The organism is Streptomyces longisporoflavus (assembly GCF_014649775.1).
Classification (GTDB): domain Bacteria; phylum Actinomycetota; class Actinomycetes; order Streptomycetales; family Streptomycetaceae; genus Streptomyces; species Streptomyces longisporoflavus.
Genome location: NZ_BMTR01000006.1, coordinates 395,284 through 415,702, shown reverse-complemented (window position 1 = coordinate 415,702; position 20,419 = coordinate 395,284). Strand labels below are relative to the sequence as shown.

16 protein-coding genes are annotated in these 20,419 nt (G+C 71.1%); 9 read left to right on the top strand and 7 right to left on the bottom strand.

Going from position 1 to position 20,419, the window contains the following annotated elements; translation table 11 throughout:
- Positions 1–31: 31 nt before the first annotated feature.
- The 3 genes from IE226_RS15520 to IE226_RS15510 are packed head-to-tail and all read right to left on the bottom strand — an operon-like array spanning position 32 to position 3,574.
- Positions 32–1,048, bottom strand: coding sequence for an ABC transporter permease (locus tag IE226_RS15520; RefSeq protein ID WP_190081775.1), 1,017 nt, complete (start codon positions 1,046–1,048; stop codon positions 32–34).
- Positions 1,041–2,081, bottom strand: a complete 1,041-nt coding sequence (locus IE226_RS15515; protein ID WP_190081774.1) for an ABC transporter permease — start codon at positions 2,079–2,081, stop codon at positions 1,041–1,043. The genes IE226_RS15520 and IE226_RS15515 overlap by 8 nt, the downstream gene beginning before the upstream one ends.
- Positions 2,078–3,574 (bottom strand): sugar ABC transporter ATP-binding protein, encoded by a 1,497-nt coding sequence (locus IE226_RS15510; protein ID WP_190081773.1) that lies wholly within the window; start codon positions 3,572–3,574, stop codon positions 2,078–2,080. The genes IE226_RS15515 and IE226_RS15510 overlap by 4 nt, the downstream gene beginning before the upstream one ends.
- Before the next feature lie 310 nt (positions 3,575–3,884).
- Between IE226_RS15510 and IE226_RS15505 the strand changes: the two genes are divergently transcribed.
- From IE226_RS15505 to IE226_RS15470, 8 genes are all read left to right on the top strand, one after another.
- On the top strand, positions 3,885–7,088 hold the full coding sequence (locus IE226_RS15505; protein ID WP_190081772.1) for an alpha-L-rhamnosidase: 3,204 nt from the start codon (positions 3,885–3,887) through the stop codon (positions 7,086–7,088).
- A gap of 34 nt (positions 7,089–7,122) precedes the next feature.
- A complete protein-coding gene (gene rhaI / locus IE226_RS15500) occupies positions 7,123–8,292 on the top strand; it encodes an L-rhamnose isomerase (protein ID WP_190081771.1) in 1,170 nt (389 codons plus the stop codon).
- Positions 8,293–8,297: 5 nt separating this feature from the next.
- On the top strand, positions 8,298–10,361 hold the full coding sequence (locus tag IE226_RS15495; protein ID WP_229871026.1) for a bifunctional aldolase/short-chain dehydrogenase: 2,064 nt from the start codon (positions 8,298–8,300) through the stop codon (positions 10,359–10,361).
- A 582-nt stretch (positions 10,362–10,943) separates the two neighbouring features.
- Positions 10,944–12,479 (top strand): rhamnulokinase, encoded by a 1,536-nt coding sequence (locus IE226_RS15490; RefSeq protein WP_190081769.1) that lies wholly within the window; start codon positions 10,944–10,946, stop codon positions 12,477–12,479.
- Positions 12,480–12,562: 83 nt separating this feature from the next.
- The gene (locus IE226_RS15485; RefSeq protein WP_190081768.1) at positions 12,563–13,324 is read left to right on the top strand and encodes a (Fe-S)-binding protein; all 762 of its coding nucleotides are present in this window, start codon (positions 12,563–12,565) and stop codon (positions 13,322–13,324) included.
- Positions 13,321–14,808, top strand: coding sequence for a LutB/LldF family L-lactate oxidation iron-sulfur protein (locus IE226_RS15480; protein ID WP_190081767.1), 1,488 nt, complete (start codon positions 13,321–13,323; stop codon positions 14,806–14,808). The genes IE226_RS15485 and IE226_RS15480 overlap by 4 nt, the downstream gene beginning before the upstream one ends.
- The gene (locus tag IE226_RS15475; RefSeq protein ID WP_190081766.1) at positions 14,805–15,458 is read left to right on the top strand and encodes a LutC/YkgG family protein; all 654 of its coding nucleotides are present in this window, start codon (positions 14,805–14,807) and stop codon (positions 15,456–15,458) included. The genes IE226_RS15480 and IE226_RS15475 overlap by 4 nt, the downstream gene beginning before the upstream one ends.
- A gap of 22 nt (positions 15,459–15,480) precedes the next feature.
- Entirely contained in the window at positions 15,481–16,644 is a 1,164-nt protein-coding gene (locus IE226_RS15470; RefSeq protein ID WP_190081765.1) for an ABC transporter ATP-binding protein, read from the top strand.
- 17 nt (positions 16,645–16,661) lie between these two features.
- Here the strand turns inward: IE226_RS15470 and IE226_RS15465 are convergent, their stop codons facing one another.
- From IE226_RS15465 to IE226_RS15455, 3 genes are read right to left on the bottom strand one after another with little or no spacing between them, the layout of a single operon-like run.
- Complete coding sequence (locus IE226_RS15465) at positions 16,662–17,621, bottom strand: ABC transporter substrate-binding protein (protein ID WP_190081764.1); 960 nt, start codon at positions 17,619–17,621, stop codon at positions 16,662–16,664.
- Positions 17,618–18,298 (bottom strand): ABC transporter permease, encoded by a 681-nt coding sequence (locus tag IE226_RS15460; RefSeq protein WP_190081857.1) that lies wholly within the window; start codon positions 18,296–18,298, stop codon positions 17,618–17,620. Before IE226_RS15460 ends, IE226_RS15465 begins: the two co-directional genes overlap by 4 nt.
- A complete protein-coding gene (locus IE226_RS15455; protein ID WP_190081763.1) occupies positions 18,295–18,975 on the bottom strand; it encodes an ABC transporter permease in 681 nt (226 codons plus the stop codon). Before IE226_RS15455 ends, IE226_RS15460 begins: the two co-directional genes overlap by 4 nt.
- 172 nt (positions 18,976–19,147) lie before the next feature.
- Here IE226_RS15455 and IE226_RS15450 point away from each other — a divergent pair, with 172 nt between their 5' ends.
- Positions 19,148–19,360 (top strand): hypothetical protein, encoded by a 213-nt coding sequence (locus tag IE226_RS15450; RefSeq protein ID WP_229870983.1) that lies wholly within the window; start codon positions 19,148–19,150, stop codon positions 19,358–19,360.
- Between the two features lie 49 nt (positions 19,361–19,409).
- Here IE226_RS15450 and IE226_RS15445 read toward each other — a convergent pair whose 3' ends face one another.
- Positions 19,410–20,369, bottom strand: a complete 960-nt coding sequence (locus IE226_RS15445) for an RNA polymerase sigma factor SigF (RefSeq protein WP_229870980.1) — start codon at positions 20,367–20,369, stop codon at positions 19,410–19,412.
- Between the last annotated feature and the right edge of the window lie 50 nt (positions 20,370–20,419).

Here is a 20,419-nt window from a genome sequence, read left to right as displayed (position 1 = left end):
CCCTTTCGGACGTGTTCGACGGTACGAGGAGTCAGCGGGCGGGAGCAGCGGCGCGGCGGCCCGCTCTGGCGACGGCGATCTGGCGGGCCACGCGCGGCCCGAGCACGGACACCACGAGCAGCACGCCGGTGACGACGATCTGCGACTGGGCGGAGACGTTGAGCAGGCTCATCGCGTTCTGCAGAGCGCCGAGCAGGAAGACTCCGGCGATCGCGCCGCCCAGCGTTCCCTTGCCGCCGTCGAAGTCGATGCCGCCGAGCAGGACGGCGGCGACGACGGACAGTTCGAGCCCGGTGGCGTTGTCGTAGCGGGCACTCGCGTAGTGCAGGGCCCAGAAGATGCCCGTGAGCGCGGCCATGAGCCCGGTGGCGACGAACAGCCAGAGCTTGTGCCGCTTGACGCGGACACCGGCGAAGCGCGCCGCCTCCTCGTTGGCGCCGATGGCGAAGAGCGAGCGCCCGAAGGGCGTGGCGTGCAGGACGAGGACGGCGATCGCGAGCAGCGCGAGGAAGGGCAGGAACGCGTACGGCAGGAAGGTGTCGCCGATGCGTCCGGCCGCGAAGTCCAGGTACTGCGAGGGGAAGTCGGTGACGGCGTCCGAGCCGAGGACGATCTGCGCGATGCCCCGGTAGGCGGCCATGGTCCCGATGGTCACGGCGAGCGAGGGCAGCCCGAGACGGGTCACGAGCAGGCCGTTGACCAGACCGCAGAGGACTCCGAGAAGGAGCACCAGCGGAATGATCGTCTCGATGGCCATGCCCGCGTTCCACAGCGCGCCCATCACCGCTCCGGAGAGCCCCGCCGTCGAGGCCACCGACAGATCGATCTCTCCGGAGACGACGAGAAGGGTCATCGGCAGGGCGATCAGCGCGATGGGCAGCGTATTGCCGATGAGGAACGACAGGTTGAGGGCGTTCCCGAAACCGTCGACAAAGGAGAACGACATCAGGAGCAGCACGACAAGGAGAGCGCCGACCACGGTGTCCCAGCGGACGGCGCGCGTGAGCGTGAGCCGGGGGGCCTTGGGGTCAGCTTTGAAGTCAGCCATGGCGGGCGTTCCTCTTCTTCAGGGCATCGGCGACGCGCAGGGCGACGATCCGGTCGACGGCGATGGCCAGGACGAGCAGCACGCCGTTGATGGCGAGCACCCACACGGAGCTGACGCCGAGGGCGGGCAGCACGCTGTTGATGGACGTGAGGAGCAGGGCGCCGAGTGCCGCCCCGTAGACGCTGCCCGAGCCGCCTGTGAAGACGACGCCGCCGACCACGACGGCGCTGACGACGGTGAGTTCGTAGCCGTTGCCGGTGGCGGAGTCGACGTTGCCGAAGCGGGCCAGGTAGAGCGCGCCCGCGAGTCCGGCGAGCGCGCCGCAGGCGGTGTAGGCGGCCAGGATGCGCTTGCGTACCGGGATGCCCGCCAGGCGCGCGGCCTCGGGGTTGGAGCCGAGCGCGTACAGCTCGCGTCCGCCGCCGAAGTGCCGCAGGTAGTACGCGACGACCACCAGGACGGCGAGGGCGATCAGCGCCAGGTAGGGCACCGCCGAGATGCCGCCGGAGCCGAAGTCGACGAAGCCGTCCGGCAGATCGGACGCGGTGATCTGCCGGGAGCCGACCCAGATCGAGTCGATGCCCCGGATGATGTAGAGGGTGCCGAGCGTGACGACGAGCGCGGGCACCTGGCCCAGGCTGACGAGCGCTCCGTTGAGCAGTCCGCAGCCGACGCCGAGCGCGACCGCGAGGAGGATCGCGACCGTGGAGTTGCCGCCGCCCTGGAGGTAGTTGCCCGCCGCGAAGGCGCTGATTCCCAGCGTCGAGCCGACCGACAGGTCGACGTTGCGGGTGATGACGACGAGGGCCTGCCCCGTGGCGACGAGCACGAGGATGGTCGCGTTCAGGAGCAGGTCCTTGATGCCCTGCTCGGAGAGGAACTCGCTGTTGCCTGCCTGGGTGATGCCGATCATCACCAGGAAGACAAGGAGGATGGCCAGTTCGCGCATCTTGAAGACGCGGTCCACCAGGCGCGTACCCGCGGCCTTCCCGGGATCGACGGCGGGGGCCGGACTCTGCGTGGTCACGCTCATGCGGTCCTCCCGGTGGCGGCCGCCATCACGGACTCTTCGGTGGCCCGCGCGCGCGGGATCTCGGCGGTGAGCCGCCCCTCGTGCATGACCAGCACCCGGTCGGCCATACCGAGGATCTCGGGCAGGTCGGAGGAGATCATCAGGACCGCGACTCCCTCGGCGGCGAGTTCGGAGAGCAGCCGGTGCACTTCGGCCTTGGTGCCGACGTCGATGCCGCGGGTGGGTTCGTCCACGATGAGCACCTGCGGCTTGGTGGCCAGCCACTTGGCCAGGACGACCTTCTGCTGGTTGCCGCCGGACAGGGTGCCGACGGCGTCGGCGATGCGCGCGTACTTCACCTGTAGCCGCACCGCCCAGTCCAGCGAGCGGCTGCGCTCGGCGCCGCGGTCCATGAGGCCCGCGCGCACCGTCGTACGCAGCCCGGTGAGCCCGATGTTGCGCTCGATGGACATGTCCATCACCAGGCCCTGCGCCCGCCGGTCCTCGGGGACGAGCGCGAGCCCGGCCGCCATGGCGGTGCTGGGGGCGCCGTTGAGCAGCGCCTTCCCCTGCACCTCGACCGTGCCGGCGTCCCACCGGTCGACGCCGAACACGGCCCGCGCGACCTCGCTGCGCCCGGCCCCGACGAGCCCCGCGAGCCCGACGATCTCGCCGCGCCGCACGTCGAACGAGACGTCCGTGAAGACGCCCTCACGGGTCAGCCGGCGGACGCTGAGCGCGACTTCGCCCACCTCGGTGTCCTGCTTCGGGTAGAGCTCGTCGAGGTCACGGCCCACCATGCGGCGTACGAGGTCGTCCTCGGTGAGGCCTTCGAGCGGCTCGCTCGCGATCAGACCGCCGTCCCGCAGGGTGGTGACGCGCTGGCACAGCTCGAAGATCTCCTCCAGACGGTGCGAGATGAAGAGGACCGCGGCGCCCTGTTCGCGCAGGGTGCGCACGACGCCGAAGAGGCGGGCCACTTCGCTGCCGGTGAGCGCGGCGGTCGGCTCGTCCATGATCAGGACCCGGGCGTCGAAGGAGAGCGCCTTGGCGATCTCGACGATCTGCTGGTCGGCGATGGAGAGTCCGCGTGCGGGCTGTTCGGGGTCGAGGTCCACGGCCAGGCGCTTGAAGAGCGCGTCGGCGGCGGCGTGCACGGCCTTGTGGTCGACGCGGCCCAACGAGCGGCGGGGCTGGCGCCCCATGAAGATGTTCTCCGCGACGGAGAGGTCGGGGAAGAGCGTCGGCTCCTGGTAGATGACGGCGACACCCGCGTCCCTGGCGTCACCGGGGCCGTGGAAGACGACGGGGGACCCGTCGAGCGTCAGCTCCCCCGCGTCCGGCCGGTGGACCCCGGCGAGGGTCTTGATGAGGGTGGATTTCCCTGCGCCGTTCTCGCCCGCGAGGGCGTGCGCCTCACCGGCGTACAGCTCCAGGGAGACGTCGTGCAGGGCGCGCACGGCCCCGAAGGACTTGCTCAGGCCCTGTACGGCAAGGACGGGGGGCTCTCTCATAGGTAGCACCGATCGGTCACGAAGGGCATGCGGCTTCTGACTGCGGAGATCAGGGGTGGGCGTCTTCGGGAGTCACCCGGCGGACACCTGACGTGAAAGGTTTCAATCAATTTCCAGGGAAGCTAAACCCGCACCAACTGCGGCGTCAATGGGCGTGCCTTGAAAAATCCGGTCGCCCCGCGTCGCAACAAGGCCGAGCAGCCGATGCACCAAAAGCCGGGCGACTGGGGCCTCTTGACAGCAACCAGCGCGCTACCTAGTTTCGCCTCCTGTGAAACGATTCATCGTCGAGTCGTTACGGAGTCGAGTTGTGATCAGCAGAAGACGACTGCTCAGCACCACCGCCACCGCCGCCCTGGGAACGGCGGTGGCCGCCGGAGCCGTTCCCACGGCCACCGCCACCGCCGCCCCGTCCGCCGGGCGGCGTTCCCTGCGCGTGACCAGACCGACCGTGGAGTACATGGGACACCCCCTCGGTCTCGACGTGCCGCGCCCGAGGCTGAGCTGGCCCCTGGCGTCCGCCGCCGAGGGCCAGTCCCAGACCGCCTACCAGGTGCGCGTGGCCACCTCACGCGACCGCCTGGCCGAGCCCGACGTCTGGGACAGCGGCAAGGTCGCGTCCAGCGACTCCGTCCTGGTCCCCTACGCGGGCCCCGCCCTCGCGTCCCGTACGCGCTACTACTGGTCGGTGCGGGTCTGGGACGCCGCCGGCAAGGCCTCCGAGTGGAGCGAGCCCTCCTGGTGGGAGACCGGGCTCTTTGCGCCGAAGGACTGGGCGGCGCGGTGGATCGGCGCGCCCGCCTCCCTCGTCGGGGCGCCCGCCCTTAACGGCGCCTCCTGGATCTGGTTCCCCGAGGGCGACCCCGCGACCAGCGCCCCCGCGGCCACCCGCTGGTTCCGCGGCCGCGTAGACGTCCCCGAAGGGGTCACCTCCGCGCGCCTGGTCATGACGGCGGACGACGGCTACACCGCGTACGTGAACGGCACGCAGGTGGCGCACACCGAGGCGGACAGCGCCGCCGACAACTGGCGCCGCCCCGCGGTCGTCGACGTCACCGGGCAACTGCGCCCCGGCGCCTCGGTCATCGCCGTCTCCGCCACCAACGCCACCACCGGGCCCGCCGGTCTGCTCGGCGTGCTCGAACTGACGACCGCCGACGGCGTACGCACCCTCACCACCGACGGCACATGGAAGACCACCGACAAGGAGCCCTCGGGCGACTGGCGGGCGACGGGCTACGACGACGGCTCCTGGGCCGCTTCGAAGGTCCTCGCCCCCTGGGGTTCGGGCCCGTGGGGCAAGGTCGCCCCCGAGCACACCCCCGCGGCCCAACTGCGCCACGAGTTCCGCCTGCGGGTCGGCAAGAAGGTCGCGCGAGCCCGCCTGTACTCCACCGCCCTCGGCCTCTACGACGCCTGGCTCAACGGCGAGCGCGTCGGCGACGCCCGCCTCGCGCCCGGCTGGACCGACTACGACAAGCGGGTCCAGTACCAGACGTACGACGTCACCAAGCAGCTCAAGTCCGGCGCCAACGCCCTCGGCGTGACGCTCGCGGTCGGCTGGTACGCGGGCAACGTCGGCATGTTCGGCCCGCACCAGTACGGCGAACGGCCCGCGTTCCTGGGCCAGCTGGAGATCACGTACACCGACGGCTCCGTCGACCGGGTGCTCTCCGGCACCGACTGGCGCGCCGCGACGGGCCCGGTGACCGCTGCCGACCTCCTGTCGGGCGAGGAGTACGACGCCCGCCTGGAGACCACGGGCTGGACACGCGCGGGCTTCGACGACTCCGAGTGGCTCGCCGCCGACGCCGCCGACAAGGTCAAGGCCGCCGTCGTGGCCCAGATCGACGGGCACGCGCGCGTGGAGAGCGAGATATCCGCCCGCGAGGTGAACGAGCCGAAGCCCGGCGTGTTCGTCTTCGACCTCGGGCAGAACATGGTCGGCGCGGTCCGCCTGACCGTCTCCGGGAAGGCCGGCACGAAGGTCCGGCTGCGTCACGCGGAGGTCCTCAATCCCGACGGCACGGTCTACACCACCAATCTGCGGTCGGCGCGCGCCACGGACACCTACACCCTCAAGGGCGGCGGCAAGGAGACGTACGAGCCGCGCTTCACCTTCCACGGCTTCCGCTACGTCGAGGTGACGGGCTATCCGGGCAAACCGCCGCTCGACGCGGTGAAAGGCCGCGTCATCCACACCTCCGCGCCCTTCACCATGGACTTCAAGACGAATGTCCCCATGCTCAACCAGCTGCACAGCAACATCACCTGGGGCCAGCGCGGCAACTTCCTCTCCGTCCCCACCGACACCCCCGCGCGCGACGAGCGGCTCGGCTGGACCGGCGACATCAACGTCTTCGCGCCGACCGCCGCCTACACGATGGAGTCGGCGCGCTTCCTCACCAAGTGGCTGGACGACCTGCGCGACGGGCAGCCCGACGACGGCGCCTTCCCCGATGTCGCCCCGTCCGTCGGGACGCTCGGCAAGGGCGTGGCCGGCTGGGGCGACGCCGGCGTCACCGTCCCGTGGGCGCTGTACCAGGCGTACGGGGACAAGCGCGTCCTGGAGCAGTCCTGGTCCTCGATGCTGAAGTGGCTGGACTACCTGGAGAAGCACAGCAGCGGCTATCTGCGCCCCGCCGAGGGCTACGGAGACTGGCTCAACATCCAGGACGAGACCCCCAAGGACGTCATCGGCACCGCCTACTTCGCGCACAGCGCCGACCTGGTCGCCAGGACCGCCGAAGCGCTGGGCAAGGACCCGGCTCCTTACAAGAAGCTCTTCGGCAGTGTCCGTGACGCCTTCCGCGCCGCGTACGTGACCGGTGGCGGCCGGGTGAAGGGCGACACGCAGACCGCGTACGTCCTGGCCCTGTCCATGGACCTGCTCGCGGACGCCGACCGCGCACCGGCCGCGGCCCGCCTGGTGGAGCTCATCAAGTCCAAGGAATGGCACCTCTCGACGGGCTTCCTGGGCACCCCGCGCCTGCTGCCCGTGCTGACGGCCACCGGCCACACGGACGTCGCCTACCGCCTCCTCGTCCAGAAGTCCTTCCCCGGCTGGGGCTACCAGATCGACAAGGGCGCCACGACGATGTGGGAGCGCTGGGACTCCATCAAGCCGGACGGCAGCTTCCAGGACGCCGGCATGAACTCCTTCAACCACTACGCCTACGGCTCGGTGGGCGAGTGGATGTACGCGAACATCGCGGGCATCGCACCGGCCGACCCGGGCTTCCGCAAGATCCTCGTCCGCCCGCGCCCCGGCGGCGGCGTGACCGAGGCGCAGAGCAGCTTCGACGCGCTCTACGGCCCGGTCACCACCCACTGGAAGACGGACGCCGACGGATTCCGTCTCACCCTGACCCTGCCCGCCAACACCACGGCGGAGGTGTGGATACCCGCCGACAGGCGCACTCAAGTGACGCACGACGCGGCGGACTTCCTGCGGATGGAGGACGGCTGCGCCGTCTTCGCCGCGGCCTCCGGCACTCACCGCTTCACCAACTGACACCAAACGACCGCTCTTTTCGGAAGGCTGCGCGATGACCGCCGGACCCAGCAAGGACGCCGTGAAAACGGCACTCACCACCCAGGCCCTGGAGACCCCGTCCTGGGCGTACGGCAACTCCGGTACGCGCTTCAAGGTCTTCGCGCAGCCAGGTGTCCCCCGCACGACCCGCGAAAAGCTGGACGACGCCGCCCGGGTGCACGCCCACACCGGCGTGGCACCCCGGGTGGCCCTGCACATCCCCTGGGACAAGGTCGACGACTACGCCGCCCTCGCGGAGTACGCCACCGAGCGCGGGGTGCGGCTCGGAGCGATCAACACCAACGTGTTCCAGGACGACGACTACAAGCTCGGCTCGGTCACCAACCCGGACCCGACGATCCGGCGCAAGGCACTCGACCATCTCCTGGAGTGCGTCGACATCATGGACGCGACGGGCTCGCGTGACCTGAAGCTCTGGTTCTCCGACGGCATCAACTACCCCGGCCAGGACGACATCCGCAGCCGCCAGGACCGCCTGGAGGAGGCCCTGCGCACCACCTACGACCGCCTCGGCGACGACCAGCGCATGCTCATCGAGTACAAGCTCTTCGAGCCGGCCTTCTACGCGACGGACATCTCCGACTGGGGCACGGCCTACGCCCACTGCCTGAAGCTCGGCCCCAAGGCGCAGGTCGTCGTGGACACCGGCCACCACGCCCCCGGCACCAACATCGAGTTCATCGTCGCCACGCTGCTGCGCGAGGGCCGTCTCGGCGGCTTCGACTTCAACTCGCGCTTCTACGCCGACGACGACCTGATGGCGGGCGCCGCCGACCCCTTCCAGCTCTTCCGGATCATGTACGAGGTCATCCGCGGCGGCGGCCTGATTCCCGACACGGCGTTCATGCTCGACCAGTGCCACAACATCGAGGCGAAGATCCCCGCGATCATCCGCTCGGTGATGAACGTGCAGGAGGCCACGGCGAAGGCGCTCCTCGTCGACGGCGACGCGCTGGCCGAGGCACAGCGGACCGGTGACGTGCTTGCCGCCAACGCGGTCCTGATGGACGCCTTCAACACCGACGTCCGTCCCCTACTGGCAGAAGTCAGGGAGGACTCGGGGCTCGACCCGGATCCCATGCGGGCCTATCGGGAGTCAGGCTGGCAGGAGCAGATCGTCAAGGACCGCGTGGGCGGCGAGCAGGCCGGATGGGGGGCATGAGCGACATGACACAGCACGAGCAGACTCACGAACAGACTCACGAACGGGTCAAGGAACTTCTGGACCGCGCGCACCGCCTGGGCGCCGACCCGCGCAACACGAACTACGCGGGCGGCAACGCCTCGGCGAAGGGCATGGCCCCCGATCCCGTTACCGGCGCGGACACCGAACTGATGTGGGTCAAGGGTTCGGGCGGCGACCTGGGCACCCTCACCGAGGCGGGCCTCGCGGTCCTGCGCCTGGACCGCCTGCACGCACTCAAGGAGGTGTACGAGGGCCCGGACCGCGAGGACGAGATGGTCGGCGCCTTCGACTACTGCCTGCACGGCAAGGGCGGCGCGGCCCCCTCCATCGACACCGCCATGCACGCCCTGGTGGACGCGCCGCACGTGGACCATCTGCACCCGGACTCGGGCATCGCCCTGGCCTGCGCCGCGGACGGCGAGAAGCTGACGGCCGAGTGCTTCGGCCCGACTGTGGTCTGGGTGCCGTGGCGCCGCCCCGGTTTCCAGCTGGGCCTGGACATCGCCGCGGTGAAGGAGGCGAACCCCGACGCCATCGGCTGCATCCTGGGCGGTCACGGCATCACGGCCTGGGGTGCCACGGCCGGGGAGTGCGAGCGCAACTCCCTGCACATCATCCGCACGGCGGAGGCGTTCCTCGCCGAGCACGGAAAGCCCGCCCCGTTCGGCCCGGCGCTGGACGCATACGCTCCCCTTGCCACCGACGCGCGCCGTCAGCGGGCCGCCGAACTGGCCCCGCACATCCGCTCGCTGGCCTCGCAGGACCGCCCCCAGGTCGGCCACTTCACCGACACGGACGCCGTCCTCGACTTCCTGGCCGCCACGGAGCACCCGCGCCTGGCGGCCCTGGGCACCTCCTGCCCCGACCACTTCCTCCGCACGAAGATCAGGCCCCTGGTCCTCGACCTGCCGCCCACCGCGCCGCTCGACGAGACCGTCACCCGCCTCAAGGAGCTGCACACCGCCTACCGAGAGGAGTACGCGGCCTACTACACCCGGCACGCCGACCCGTCGTCCCCCGCGATGCGCGGCGCCGACCCGGCGATCGTCCTCGTCCCCGGCGTGGGCATGTTCTCCTTCGGCAAGGACAAGCAGACGGCACGCGTGGCCGGCGAGTTCTACGTGAACGCGATCAACGTCATGCGAGGCGCGGAAGCCGTCTCCGCCTACGCGCCCATCGACGAGTCGGAGAAGTTCCGCATCGAATACTGGCCGCTGGAGGAGGCAAAGCTGCAGCGCCTGCCCAAGCCCAAGCCCCTGGCCACCCGCGTCGCCCTGGTGACCGGCGCGGGCAGCGGCATCGGCAAGGCGATCGCGCACCGCCTGGTGGCGGAGGGCGCCTGCGTCGCGGTGGCGGACCTGAACGCGGAGAACGCCGCGGCGGTGGCGGACGAGCTCGGCGGCCCGGACAAGGCCGTCGCCATCCCCATGGACGTCACGTCCGAGGAGCAGATCGCCGGCGCCTTCGCCACGGCGGTTCTCGCCTTCAGCGGAGTCGACCTGGTGGTGAACAACGCGGGCATCTCCATCTCCAAGCCGCTGCTCGACACCACGGCCCGCGACTGGGACCTGCAGCACGACATCATGGCCCGCGGCTCTTTCCTGGTCTCCCGCGAGGCGGCCCGCGTCATGCGGGACCAGGCCCTGGGCGGCGACATCATCTACATCACGTCCAAGAACGCGGTGTTCGCGGGCCCGAACAACATCGCGTACTCCGCCACCAAGGCGGACCAGGCCCACCAGGTCCGCCTTCTGGCAGCCGAACTGGGCGAGTTCGGCATCCGCGTGAATGGCATCAACCCGGACGGCGTGGTCCGCGGCTCGGGGATCTTCGCGGGCGGCTGGGGCGCTCAGCGCGCGGCGACGTACGGGATCGAGGAGGAGAACCTGGGCGAGTTCTACGCCCAGCGCACCCTCCTCAAGCGCGAGGTGCTGCCCGAGCACGTGGCCAACGCGGTCTTCGCCCTGACGGCGGGCGACCTGACCCACACGACGGGCCTGCACATACCCGTCGACGCGGGTGTCGCGGCGGCGTTCCTGAGGTAACCACAGCCCCCTCCGGTCGGCGACCGCACTCCCGACCGGAGGGACGTCCGCGTCTCACTGCCGGGACGAACGGAGATGATCCTCCGGCCCACGGCCGCGCAACCGGGGGGGGGAGGCGCGGACGTGCCGGTACGCCCGCCCGGAGCACGGCACGCGGCACTCCGGTGCCGCGCCGCCCTGGCACAGCACTCCGGTGCCACGCCGCCCTGGTACAGCGCTTCGGTACCGCGCCACCCAAGCAGCGCTCCGGTGCCGCGCCACCCCGGCACAGCACTCCGGTGCCGCGCTGCCCAGCCACGGCGCTCCGGTGCCGCGCCGCCCGGGCACAGCATTCGGTGCGCAGCAGCGAGGCGTGCGTGCCGAGATGGCGTGGGCGGACGGACCGGCACGACCCCGCACGATCCAGCCACGACGCGTCGCCCACCACCCACCACCCACCACCCACCACTCACCGCTCACCGCTCACCCGCACCCTCGCTCTCGCCCTCGCTCTCGCCCTCGCCCTCGCACCCACACTCCTCCCGCCCCGCCCCGCCCCCGCCCCCTTGCCCCGCACTCGCCCTCCAACCCCTGCGAGCCCCGATGCCCAACCTCAACCCCGCACCCCGCTCCCGTCCCCGGTCACACCACCGCTTCGCCGCGATCGACCTGGGCGCCTCCAGCGGACGCGTCATGGTGGCCCGCGCGGGCCCCGACACCCTCGACCTCCGGGAGGCACACCGCTTCACCAACCGCCCGGTCCGCACGGCAGGCACCCTGCACTGGGATGTCCTCTCCCTGTACGCCGGAGTCCTCGACGGCCTGCGCGCCGCGGGCTCCGCTCCCCTCACCTCGATCGGCATCGACGGCTGGGCAGTCGACTACGGCCTGCTGGACGCCGACGGCAACCTCCTCGGCAACCCCGTGCACTACCGGGACACCCGCACCGAAGGCATCGCGGCCCGGGCGTGGAAAACGGTCCCGGCCACCGAGCTCTACGCGACGACAGGCGTCCAGTACGCCCCCTTCAACACCCTCTACCAACTCCTGGCCGCCCGGGGCTCGGCTCAACTGGGCGCCTCCAAGCACCTCTTGCTCGTCCCGGATCTCCTGACGTACTGGCTCACGGGCGAACTGGGCACGGAGCTGACCAACGCCTCCACCACGCAGCTCATCGACCCCGGCACAGGAGACTGGTCCCGTGGTGTGGCGTCGCGCCTCGGCATCGACCTCGGTCTGTTCCCGCCCCTGCGGCGTCCCGGAGACTCCGCGGGCCACCTGCTCCCGCAGGTCCTGGACGACACCGGCCTGGCCTCCCCCGTCCCCGTGACGACGGTCGCCTCGCACGACACCGCCTCGGCGGTCGCCGCCGTCCCGGCCACGACGGAGAACTTCGCCTACATCTGCACCGGCACCTGGTCTCTTGCGGGCCTGGAGCTGACCGCTCCCGTCCGCACCGAGGAGAGCCGCGAAGCCAACTTCACCAACGAACTGGGCATCGACGGCACCGTTCGCTACCTCCGTAACATCATGGGTCTGTGGCTGCTCCAGGAGTGCCTGCGCACTTGGGCCACCGAGACCCCGAATTCGGGTACCGGTACCGGCGCCGGGTCCGGGGCCGCGGATCTGGAGACGCTCCTGCACGAGGCGGCCGGCGTCCCCGCCCTGCGCTCGCTGGTCGACGCGGCCGATCCCGCCTTCCTGGCCCCCGGCGACATGCCACAGCGCATAGCCCGGGCCTGCGCGGCCACGGGCCAGCCCGCCCCCGGCACCCCCGCCGAGACCACGCGCTGCATCCTCGACTCCCTTGCCCTGGCCCACCGCCGGGCCATCGAGGACGCCCAGCGCCTCACGGACCGGTCCGTGGACGTCGTCCACATCGTCGGCGGCGGCGCCCGCAACGCGCTGCTGTGCCAACTGACCGCCGACGCCTGCGGGCTGCCGGTCGTCGCGGGCCCCGCGGAAGCGGCGGCGCTCGGCAACGTACTCGTGCAGGCGAGAGCGCAGGGCGTCATACGGGACCGTCATGAGATGCGCGCCCTGCTGGTTCGCACCCAGCAGCTGACCCGCTACGAACCGACCGGCGACCCCGCGCGCCGGGTCGCGTGGGACGAGGCAGCACGCCGCGTCGCCGCATGACGCGTCCCGACAGCATGACTCCCGCAGAGCGCACCTAGCGCTTACGCTGCATCCATCCGATGATCGACGAGGAGGAACCCGCGATGCGTGTCGCTCTGTTCCTGACCTGTGTCAACGATACGCTCTATCCCGATACGGGCCGAGCGGTGGTGAAACTGCTGACCAGGCTAGGGGTTGACGTCGACTTCCCGATGGCACAGACCTGCTGCGGGCAGGCGCACTACAACACGGGTTACCGCCACCAGACAGAGCCGCTCGCCCGCCATTTCTCCGATGTCTTCGGCTCTGACGAGTACGACGCGATCGTGACGCCCTCCGGCTCGTGCGGCGCGATGGTCCGCGAGCTGTACCCCCGCATGGGAGAACGGGCCCGCGCCGAGGGCCGTGGTGACGGCCTCGCGACCACCCTGGCACCGGTGATCCCCAAGACGTACGAACTCACCGAGTTCCTGGTGGACATCCTCGGGGTGACCGACGTCGGGGCGTACTACCCGCACACGGTGACGTACCACCCCACCTGCCACGGCCTGCGCAGTCTTGGCCTGGGCGACCGCCCCACGCGGCTGCTCCAGGCGGTCAAGGGCCTTGAGCTGCGCGAGCTGCCGGGAGCGGCCGAGTGCTGCGGCTTCGGCGGCACCTTCGCGATGAAGAACTCCGATGTCTCGTCGGCGATGGGCACGGACAAGGTGCGCAACGCCGAGTCGACGGGCGCCGACACCCTGTGCGCCGCGGACAACTCCTGCCTGATGCACATCGGGGGCACGATGACCCGCCTCAGGAGCGGTGTACGCCCGGTCCACATCGCGGAGATCCTGGCGAGCACGGAAGAGGAGCCCCTGTCATGAGCGGCACGTTCGTCGGGATGCCGGCCTTTCCCGAGGCCGCGCGCGAAGCCGTGCGCAACACCACCCTGCGCGCCAATCTGAGGCACGCCACGCACACCATCCGCGACAAGCGCGCCCGCGCCGTCGCCGAGCTGGACGACTGGGCCTCTCTGCGCGAGGCGGGCAAACAGATCAAGGACCACACCCTCCGCAACCTGGAGCACTATCTGCTCCAGCTGGAGGAGTCGGTCACCGCGGCGGGCGGCACCGTGCACTGGGCGGGGGACGCCGACGAGGCGAACCGCATCGTGACCGACCTGGTCAAGGCCACCGGCGAGAGCGAGGTGGTCAAGGTCAAGTCGATGGCGACGCAGGAGATCGGCCTCAACGAAGCCCTTGAGGCAGAGGGCATCCACGCCTACGAGACCGATCTCGCCGAACTCATCGTGCAGCTCGGCAAGGACCGGCCCTCGCACATCCTCGTCCCCGCCATCCACCGCAACCGCGGCGAGATCCGTGACATCTTCGAGAAGGAGATGGGCAGTTGGGGCCGCCCGGCCCCCGAGGGGCTGACCGACACCCCCGCCGAACTCGCCGAGGCCGCCCGCCTGCACCTCCGGGAGAAGTTCCTGCGGGCCAAGGTCGGCATCTCCGGGGCGAACTTCATGGTCGCCGAGACGGGCACGCTCGTGGTCGTCGAGTCGGAGGGCAACGGCCGGATGTGCCTGACGCTGCCCGAGACGCTGATCTCGGTCGTCGGCATCGAGAAAATCGTGCCCACCTGGCGGGACCTGGAGGTCTTCCTGCAGACGCTCCCGCGCTCCTCGACGGCCGAGCGGATGAACCCGTACACGTCGACGTGGACCGGCACCGCGCGGGAGGACGGCCCGAGCACCTTCCACCTCGTGCTCCTGGACAACGGGCGTACCGACACCCTCGCCGACGAGGTGGGCCGCCAGGCGCTGCGCTGCATCCGCTGCTCGGCCTGCCTCAACGTCTGCCCGGTGTACGAACGCGCCGGCGGTCATGCGTACGGCTCGGTCTACCCCGGCCCCATCGGCGCGATCCTCAGCCCCCAACTGCGCGGCACCCAGAGCGAGATCGACGCCTCGCTCCCCTACGCCTCCTCCCTCTGCGGCGCCTGCTACGAGGTGTGCCCGGTCGCCATCGACATCCCCGAGGTCCTCGTCCACCTGCGGGAGCGGGTGGTCCAGGGCGGCGAGGTCACGCGGCACGGCACGAAGGTGACGCTGCGGCCCGCGAAGGGGCACGCCGCGGAGCGGGCGGCGATGCGCGCGGCGGGCTGGGCGTTCGGCCGTCCTGCCGCACTGCGGACCGGGCAGCGGCTGGCGTCCGGGACCCGGCGCATCCATCCGCGCACGCTTCCCGGACCCGGCCGGGCGTGGAGCGCGACGCGCGACCTGCCGAAGGTACCGGCGGAACCGTTCCGCGACTGGTGGCGGCGTACGAACGGCGGCCAGACGGAGAAGGGCGGGAAGAAGTGAGCAGCAGGGACCAGATCCTGGGCCGCGTCCGGCGAGCGCTGGCCGACGTCCCGGAGGACAAGAAGAACCACGCCTACGACCGGGCCGTGCCCCGCGACTACCTGCGCGAGCACGGCGACCGCTCCACGGAACAGACCACCGGCCTGCTCGCGGAGAACCTCGCCGACTATCGCGCACACGTGCACCGGTGCACGGCCGAGGAGCTGCCCGCGCTGCTCGCACGTCTGCTCGCGGCGCGCGGCGCGCGCACCGTGCTCGCGCCGCCCGGCCTGCCGCCGCACTGGCTCAAGGCCGCCGACACGAACCGAATCGCCGACCGGGCCGCGAGCACCCCGCATGAGCTCGACGAGGTCGACAGCGTCGTCACCGGCTGCGCGGTAGCCGTCGCCGAGACCGGCACGATCGTCCTGGACGGCGGGCCCGACCAGGGCCGCCGGCGGATCACGCTCGTCCCCGATCACCACATCTGTGTCGTGCGGGTCCCCGACCAGGTCGTCTCCTCCGTCCCGCAGGCACTCGAACGGCTCGACCCCGCCCGCCCGCTGACCTGGATCTCGGGACCGTCCGCGACCAGCGACATCGAACTTGACCGGGTGGAGGGCGTGCACGGGCCGCGCACCCTGGAGGTGGTGCTGGTGAGCGGAGTCTGAAAGCCGCGGTTAGCGTGAGTGCATGATCCGGTTCGAGCAGGTCAGCAAGCGCTACCCGGACGGCACGATGGCCGTGGACGAGCTGTCCTTCGAGGTCGGCGAGGGTGAACTGGTCACGCTCGTCGGACCGTCCGGGTGCGGCAAGACGACCACGATGATGATGGTGAACCGTCTCATCGAGCCGACCGCGGGCCGCATCTTCGTCAACGGCGAGAACATCGCGGACGTCGACCCGGTCCGCCTGCGCCGCCGTATCGGCTACGTCATCCAGCAGGTGGGGCTCTTCCCGCACCGGACGGTCCTCGACAACACGGCGACGGTCCCCGCGCTGATCGGCTGGAAGAAGGCCAAGGCGCGGGCACGGGCGGCCGAGCTGCTCGACCTGGTGGGCCTCGACCCGAAGATGTACGGCTCCCGCTACCCCGAGCAGCTGTCCGGGGGGCAGCGCCAGCGGGTCGGCGTGGCGCGTGCGCTGGCCGCCGATCCGCCCGTCCTGCTCATGGACGAGCCGTTCGGTGCGGTCGACCCGGTGGTGCGCGAGCAGTTGCAGGACGAGTTCCTGCGGATGCAGGCGGCGGTCCGCAAGACGGTTCTCCTGGTCACGCACGACATCGAGGAGGCGGTCCGGCTCGGGGACCGGATCGCGGTGTACGGGCAGGGGCGCATCGAGCAGTTCGACACGCCCGGCGCGGTGCTCGGCACTCCGGCGACGCCGTACGTCGCCGGGTTCGTGGGCGCCGACCGGGGTCTCAAGCGTCTCTCGGTGACCGAGATCCTGCCGGACGACCTGGAGCAGCCGACGGTGGTGCGCCTGGACGAGTCCGCCGCGCACGCCGCCGCGCGGCTCCGCGAGGAGGACGCCCGCTGGGGCGTCGTCCTGGACGCGGACGGGGATCTGCACGGCTGGGTCGGCATCGACGAGGTGGCCCTGGCCGGGGAGGGCGGCAAGGTGGGCGATCTGGCCCACCGCATGCGGGCCTGGGTCCCCGTCGGCGCCCCGCTCAAGCAGGCGTTCGGCGTGATGCTCCAGCACGACGCCGGCTGGGTCGCGGTCCTCGACGGGGCCCGCTTCCTCGGCGTACTGACCCCGGCGAAGCTGCACGAGGCGCTGCGCCGCTCGGTGGACGCGGACGCGCAGGGCGTGGCCCGGGACCAGGTGGAGTTCGACTCCGTCGCCGACGCGTAACCCCTGCCGGGCGTGGGCTACAGCAGCCCCTTCTCTTCCAGATAGGCACGCGCGACGTCCTGCGGCAGCCGTCGCCAGCTGTCGACCTGCTCGTTCATGGAGGCCAGGTCCGCCGTGGTCAGTACGGAGTTGAGGCGGCCGAGTGCCTTCGCGACGCCCTCGCTGCCCGCGCTCGAGCGGTTGACGACCGGGACCAGGTAGTCGGCGTTCTGGAGCTTCTTGTCGTCCTTCAGCAGGACGAGGCCGAAGTCGTCGAGCGTGGCGTCCGTCGACGTCGTCAGGACCATCTGGTCCTGGCCGCTCTGCACGGCCTTCTTGGCCTGGGTGGTGCCCACGCCCTTGGGGTCGACGGAGGTGATGTCGATGCCGTAGACCTTCTTCAGGCCGGGTTCGCAGTACGGGCGCTGCACGCATTCGTCGCCCGCGGCCAGGCGTACCTTCTGGCCGGACTTGCCGAGGTCGCTCAGTGTCTTCAGGCGGTGCTGCGCGGCGTAGGCCGCGGTGACGGCGAACGCGTTCTGGTCGACGGCCTTGCCAGGGTCGAGGACGGTGAGGCCGCGCGGAGCGGCGAGGCCGCGCAGGGCCTTCATCGTGGCGTCCAGATCGGGCGATCCGACCGGCTTCGCGTCCGCGCCGTTCTTCTTGGCGTTCAGCCAGTCCGCGAACGTCGCCGCGTACTCGGGGACGACGTCGATCTGCCCGGATTCCAGGGCGGGTTCGTACAGTTCACGGTTGGCCACGGAGAGGATCTCCGCCTCGTAACCGGCCTTCTTCAGGAGCAGCACGTACATCTGGGCGAGCAGGTCGCTCTCGGTGAACCCCGCCGAGCCCACGACCAGGTGATGGCTGTCGCCGGGCGGCGCGGTGACCTCGCCCCGCGTCTCCAGGGACGGCCCGGACGCGCATCCGGACAGCAGCACGAGCCCGGCGGCGCCCGCCGCGCCCCATGTCGCGCCCCTTCGCGTGCGCCGCCTCATACGGTCGGTCCTCTCCCCCGCGCCCGCCCGGGGGCGAGCCGTTCGCCGATCTCGAAGATCCCCTCGACGACCAGCGCGAACACGGCGACAAGGACGGCGCCCGCCACCACCTGCGGCGTGCTCGCGAGGTTGAAGCCGGCGGTGATGATCCGGCCGAGCCCCCCGCCGCCGGCGAGCGCCGCGATCGTGGCGGTGGCCACCAGCTGTACGGCGGCGATCCGCACGCCGCTGAGGATCAGCGGCATCGCGAGCGGGAGTTCGACCCGCCACAGCACCTGCCGCCCCGTCATGCCCATCCCGCGAGCGGCCTGTACGACGCTGCGGTCGACCCCGCGCATGCCGACGTACGCGTTGGTGAGCAGCGGCGGCACGGCGAACAGGACGAGCGCGACGACGGTGGGGCCCTCGCCCCACTGGCCGATGGGGGTGAGGAGCAGCAGCACGAGGACGGCGAAGGTCGGCACCGCGCGGCCGACGTTGGAGATGTTGACCGCCAGGGCCCCGCCCTTGCCCAGGTGGCCGAGGACGAGCGCGACCGGCAGCGCGATCAGACAGCTCAGGACCAGGCACACCACGGTGAGGACGAGGTGCTGGGTGAGGCGGTGCCAGATGCCGTCGTCGCCCGCCCAGTGCGCCGCGTCGGTCAGCCACTTCCAGGCATCGCCGATGGTGTTCACGAGCGGACCGCCCTCGTCCACGGGGTGAGGACCCGCTGCACGCCGAGGAGCAGCACATCGGCCAGTACGGCGATGACGACGCACAGCACGGAGGCGGTCAGGACCTGCGCCTTGAAGTAGGTGTTCATGCCCGTGTAGATGAGGTTGCCGAGCCCGCCGAAGCCGACGATGGCGCCGACCGTGACGAGGGAGACCGCCGAGACGGTGGCGATGCGCAGGCCCGCCATCGCGGCGGGAAGCGCCAGCGGCAGTTCGACCGTGAGCAGGAGGCGGATGGGCCCGTAGCCCATGCCGCGGGCGGCCTGCCGGGTGTCCTCGGGGACGGCGCGCAGGCCGGCCAGGATGTTGCGGACGAGCAGCGTCAGCGAGTACAGCACGAGTCCGGCGACCACGAGGGAGGCGGAGAGGCCGTAGACGGGCAGCAGCAGCGAGAACATCGCGAGCGAGGGGATCGTGTAGAGGATGGTGGTCAGCGCCAGGACGGGGCCGGCCGCCAGGGCCCAGCGGCGTGCGGCGACGGCCAGCGGGACGGCGATGACGAGCGCGATGAGCACGGAGAGCGCGGTCAGCTCCAGATGCTGGAGGACCGCGTCGACGATGATCTGGCGGCGGGTGCTCAGATACTCACCGCAGATCCACTCGTTGCGCGCGAGGCAGTCGTCCGGGGGCGCGGTCACCCCTCCATTCCATCGGGCGGGGGCGGAGGTCGGCGCGTTCTGGTGGCCCGTACGGGCGTAGGGGTGATCCGCCCGCAGGGGCCACCGGGCAGTGCCGTGAGCGGCGATCTCCCGGCCTGCCGGGCGGACCCGCACGTGGCAGCATGACCCGCAGGGGGAAACGGATCACGTGATGGGAGCGATCGCGATGTCGAACCCGCAACAGCCCGCGCAGCGCCGCAGCGACAAGGGGGCCGCGACCCCTCAGGACAGTGCCGAGCTCAAGGCCCGGCAGCCGGGCAAGTCCCGCCGCGCCGGCGGCCACGAGCACGGCACGGACAAGGGCGGCAAGGGCGGCGGCCCGGGCGGCGGGACCCCGCCCGAGGAGCGCCCGGACCACCCCTGACCGTCCGGGCCCGGCTGCGGTCCTCCGGCCCCTTTGCCACTCTTCTTCGTCACTCCTCCGTCGCCAGACCCGTGCGGAGCCGGGCGAGGGTGCGGGACAGCAGCCGCGACACATGCATCTGCGAGATGCCGAGCTCGGCGCCGATCTCGGCCTGCGTCATCTCCTGGCCGAAGCGCATCTCGATGATGCGGCGCTCGCGCTCGCCGAGCTCGGCCAGGAGCGGAGCAAGGTCGTAAAGGTGCTCGAAGACCTCGATGGCGGGGTCCGGGGCGCCCATGGCGTCGGCGAGCGAGCGGCCGCTCTTGTACGTGTCGCCCGGGTCGCCGGGGCCGTGCGGTGTGTCCAGCGAGCCCGCCGTGTAGCCGTTGGCGGCGACGACGGCCTCCAGGACCTGCTCCTCGGTGACCTCCAGCTCGGCCGCGAGTTCCCTGACCGTCGGTTCGCGGCCGAGCACACCGGACAGCCGCTCCTGTGCCCTGACCAGGTCGGTACGGAGCTCCTGGAGCCTGCGCGGAACGTGCACGGCCCAGCTGGTGTCACGGAAGTAGCGCTTGATCTCCCCGAGGATGCAGGGGACGGCGAACGAGACGAACTTGTACCCCCGGCTCACGTCGAACCGGTCGATGGCCTTGATGAGGCCGATGGTCCCGACCTGGACGAGGTCCTCCAGCTGGCCGTTGCCGCGGTTGCGGAAGCGCCCCGCGACGTAGTGCACCAGGGAGAGGTTCATCTCGATCAGGGTGTCGCGTGTGTACGTGTGGTCGGGCGAGCCGCTCTCCAGCGTCCGCAGCCGTTCGAAGAAGAGCTTCGACAGCTCCCGCGCGTCCTTCGGCGCGACCTCGTTGGCCTCCTCGATCCACGGCAGCCCGACGGCCGCGCCCCGCGAGCGCCCGCCGGCCTGAGCCGGCACCACCGCCTCCGACGGCGGCCCGGCCGGCTCGACCACGCTTATGTCGACGTCGGCATCGACACCGACCACACGGTCCGCGCTCTCCATCGCGTCCGGCATTGAACTAAACATCGTCTGATCGCTCTCCACGCTCTGGACCGGCACTCGGG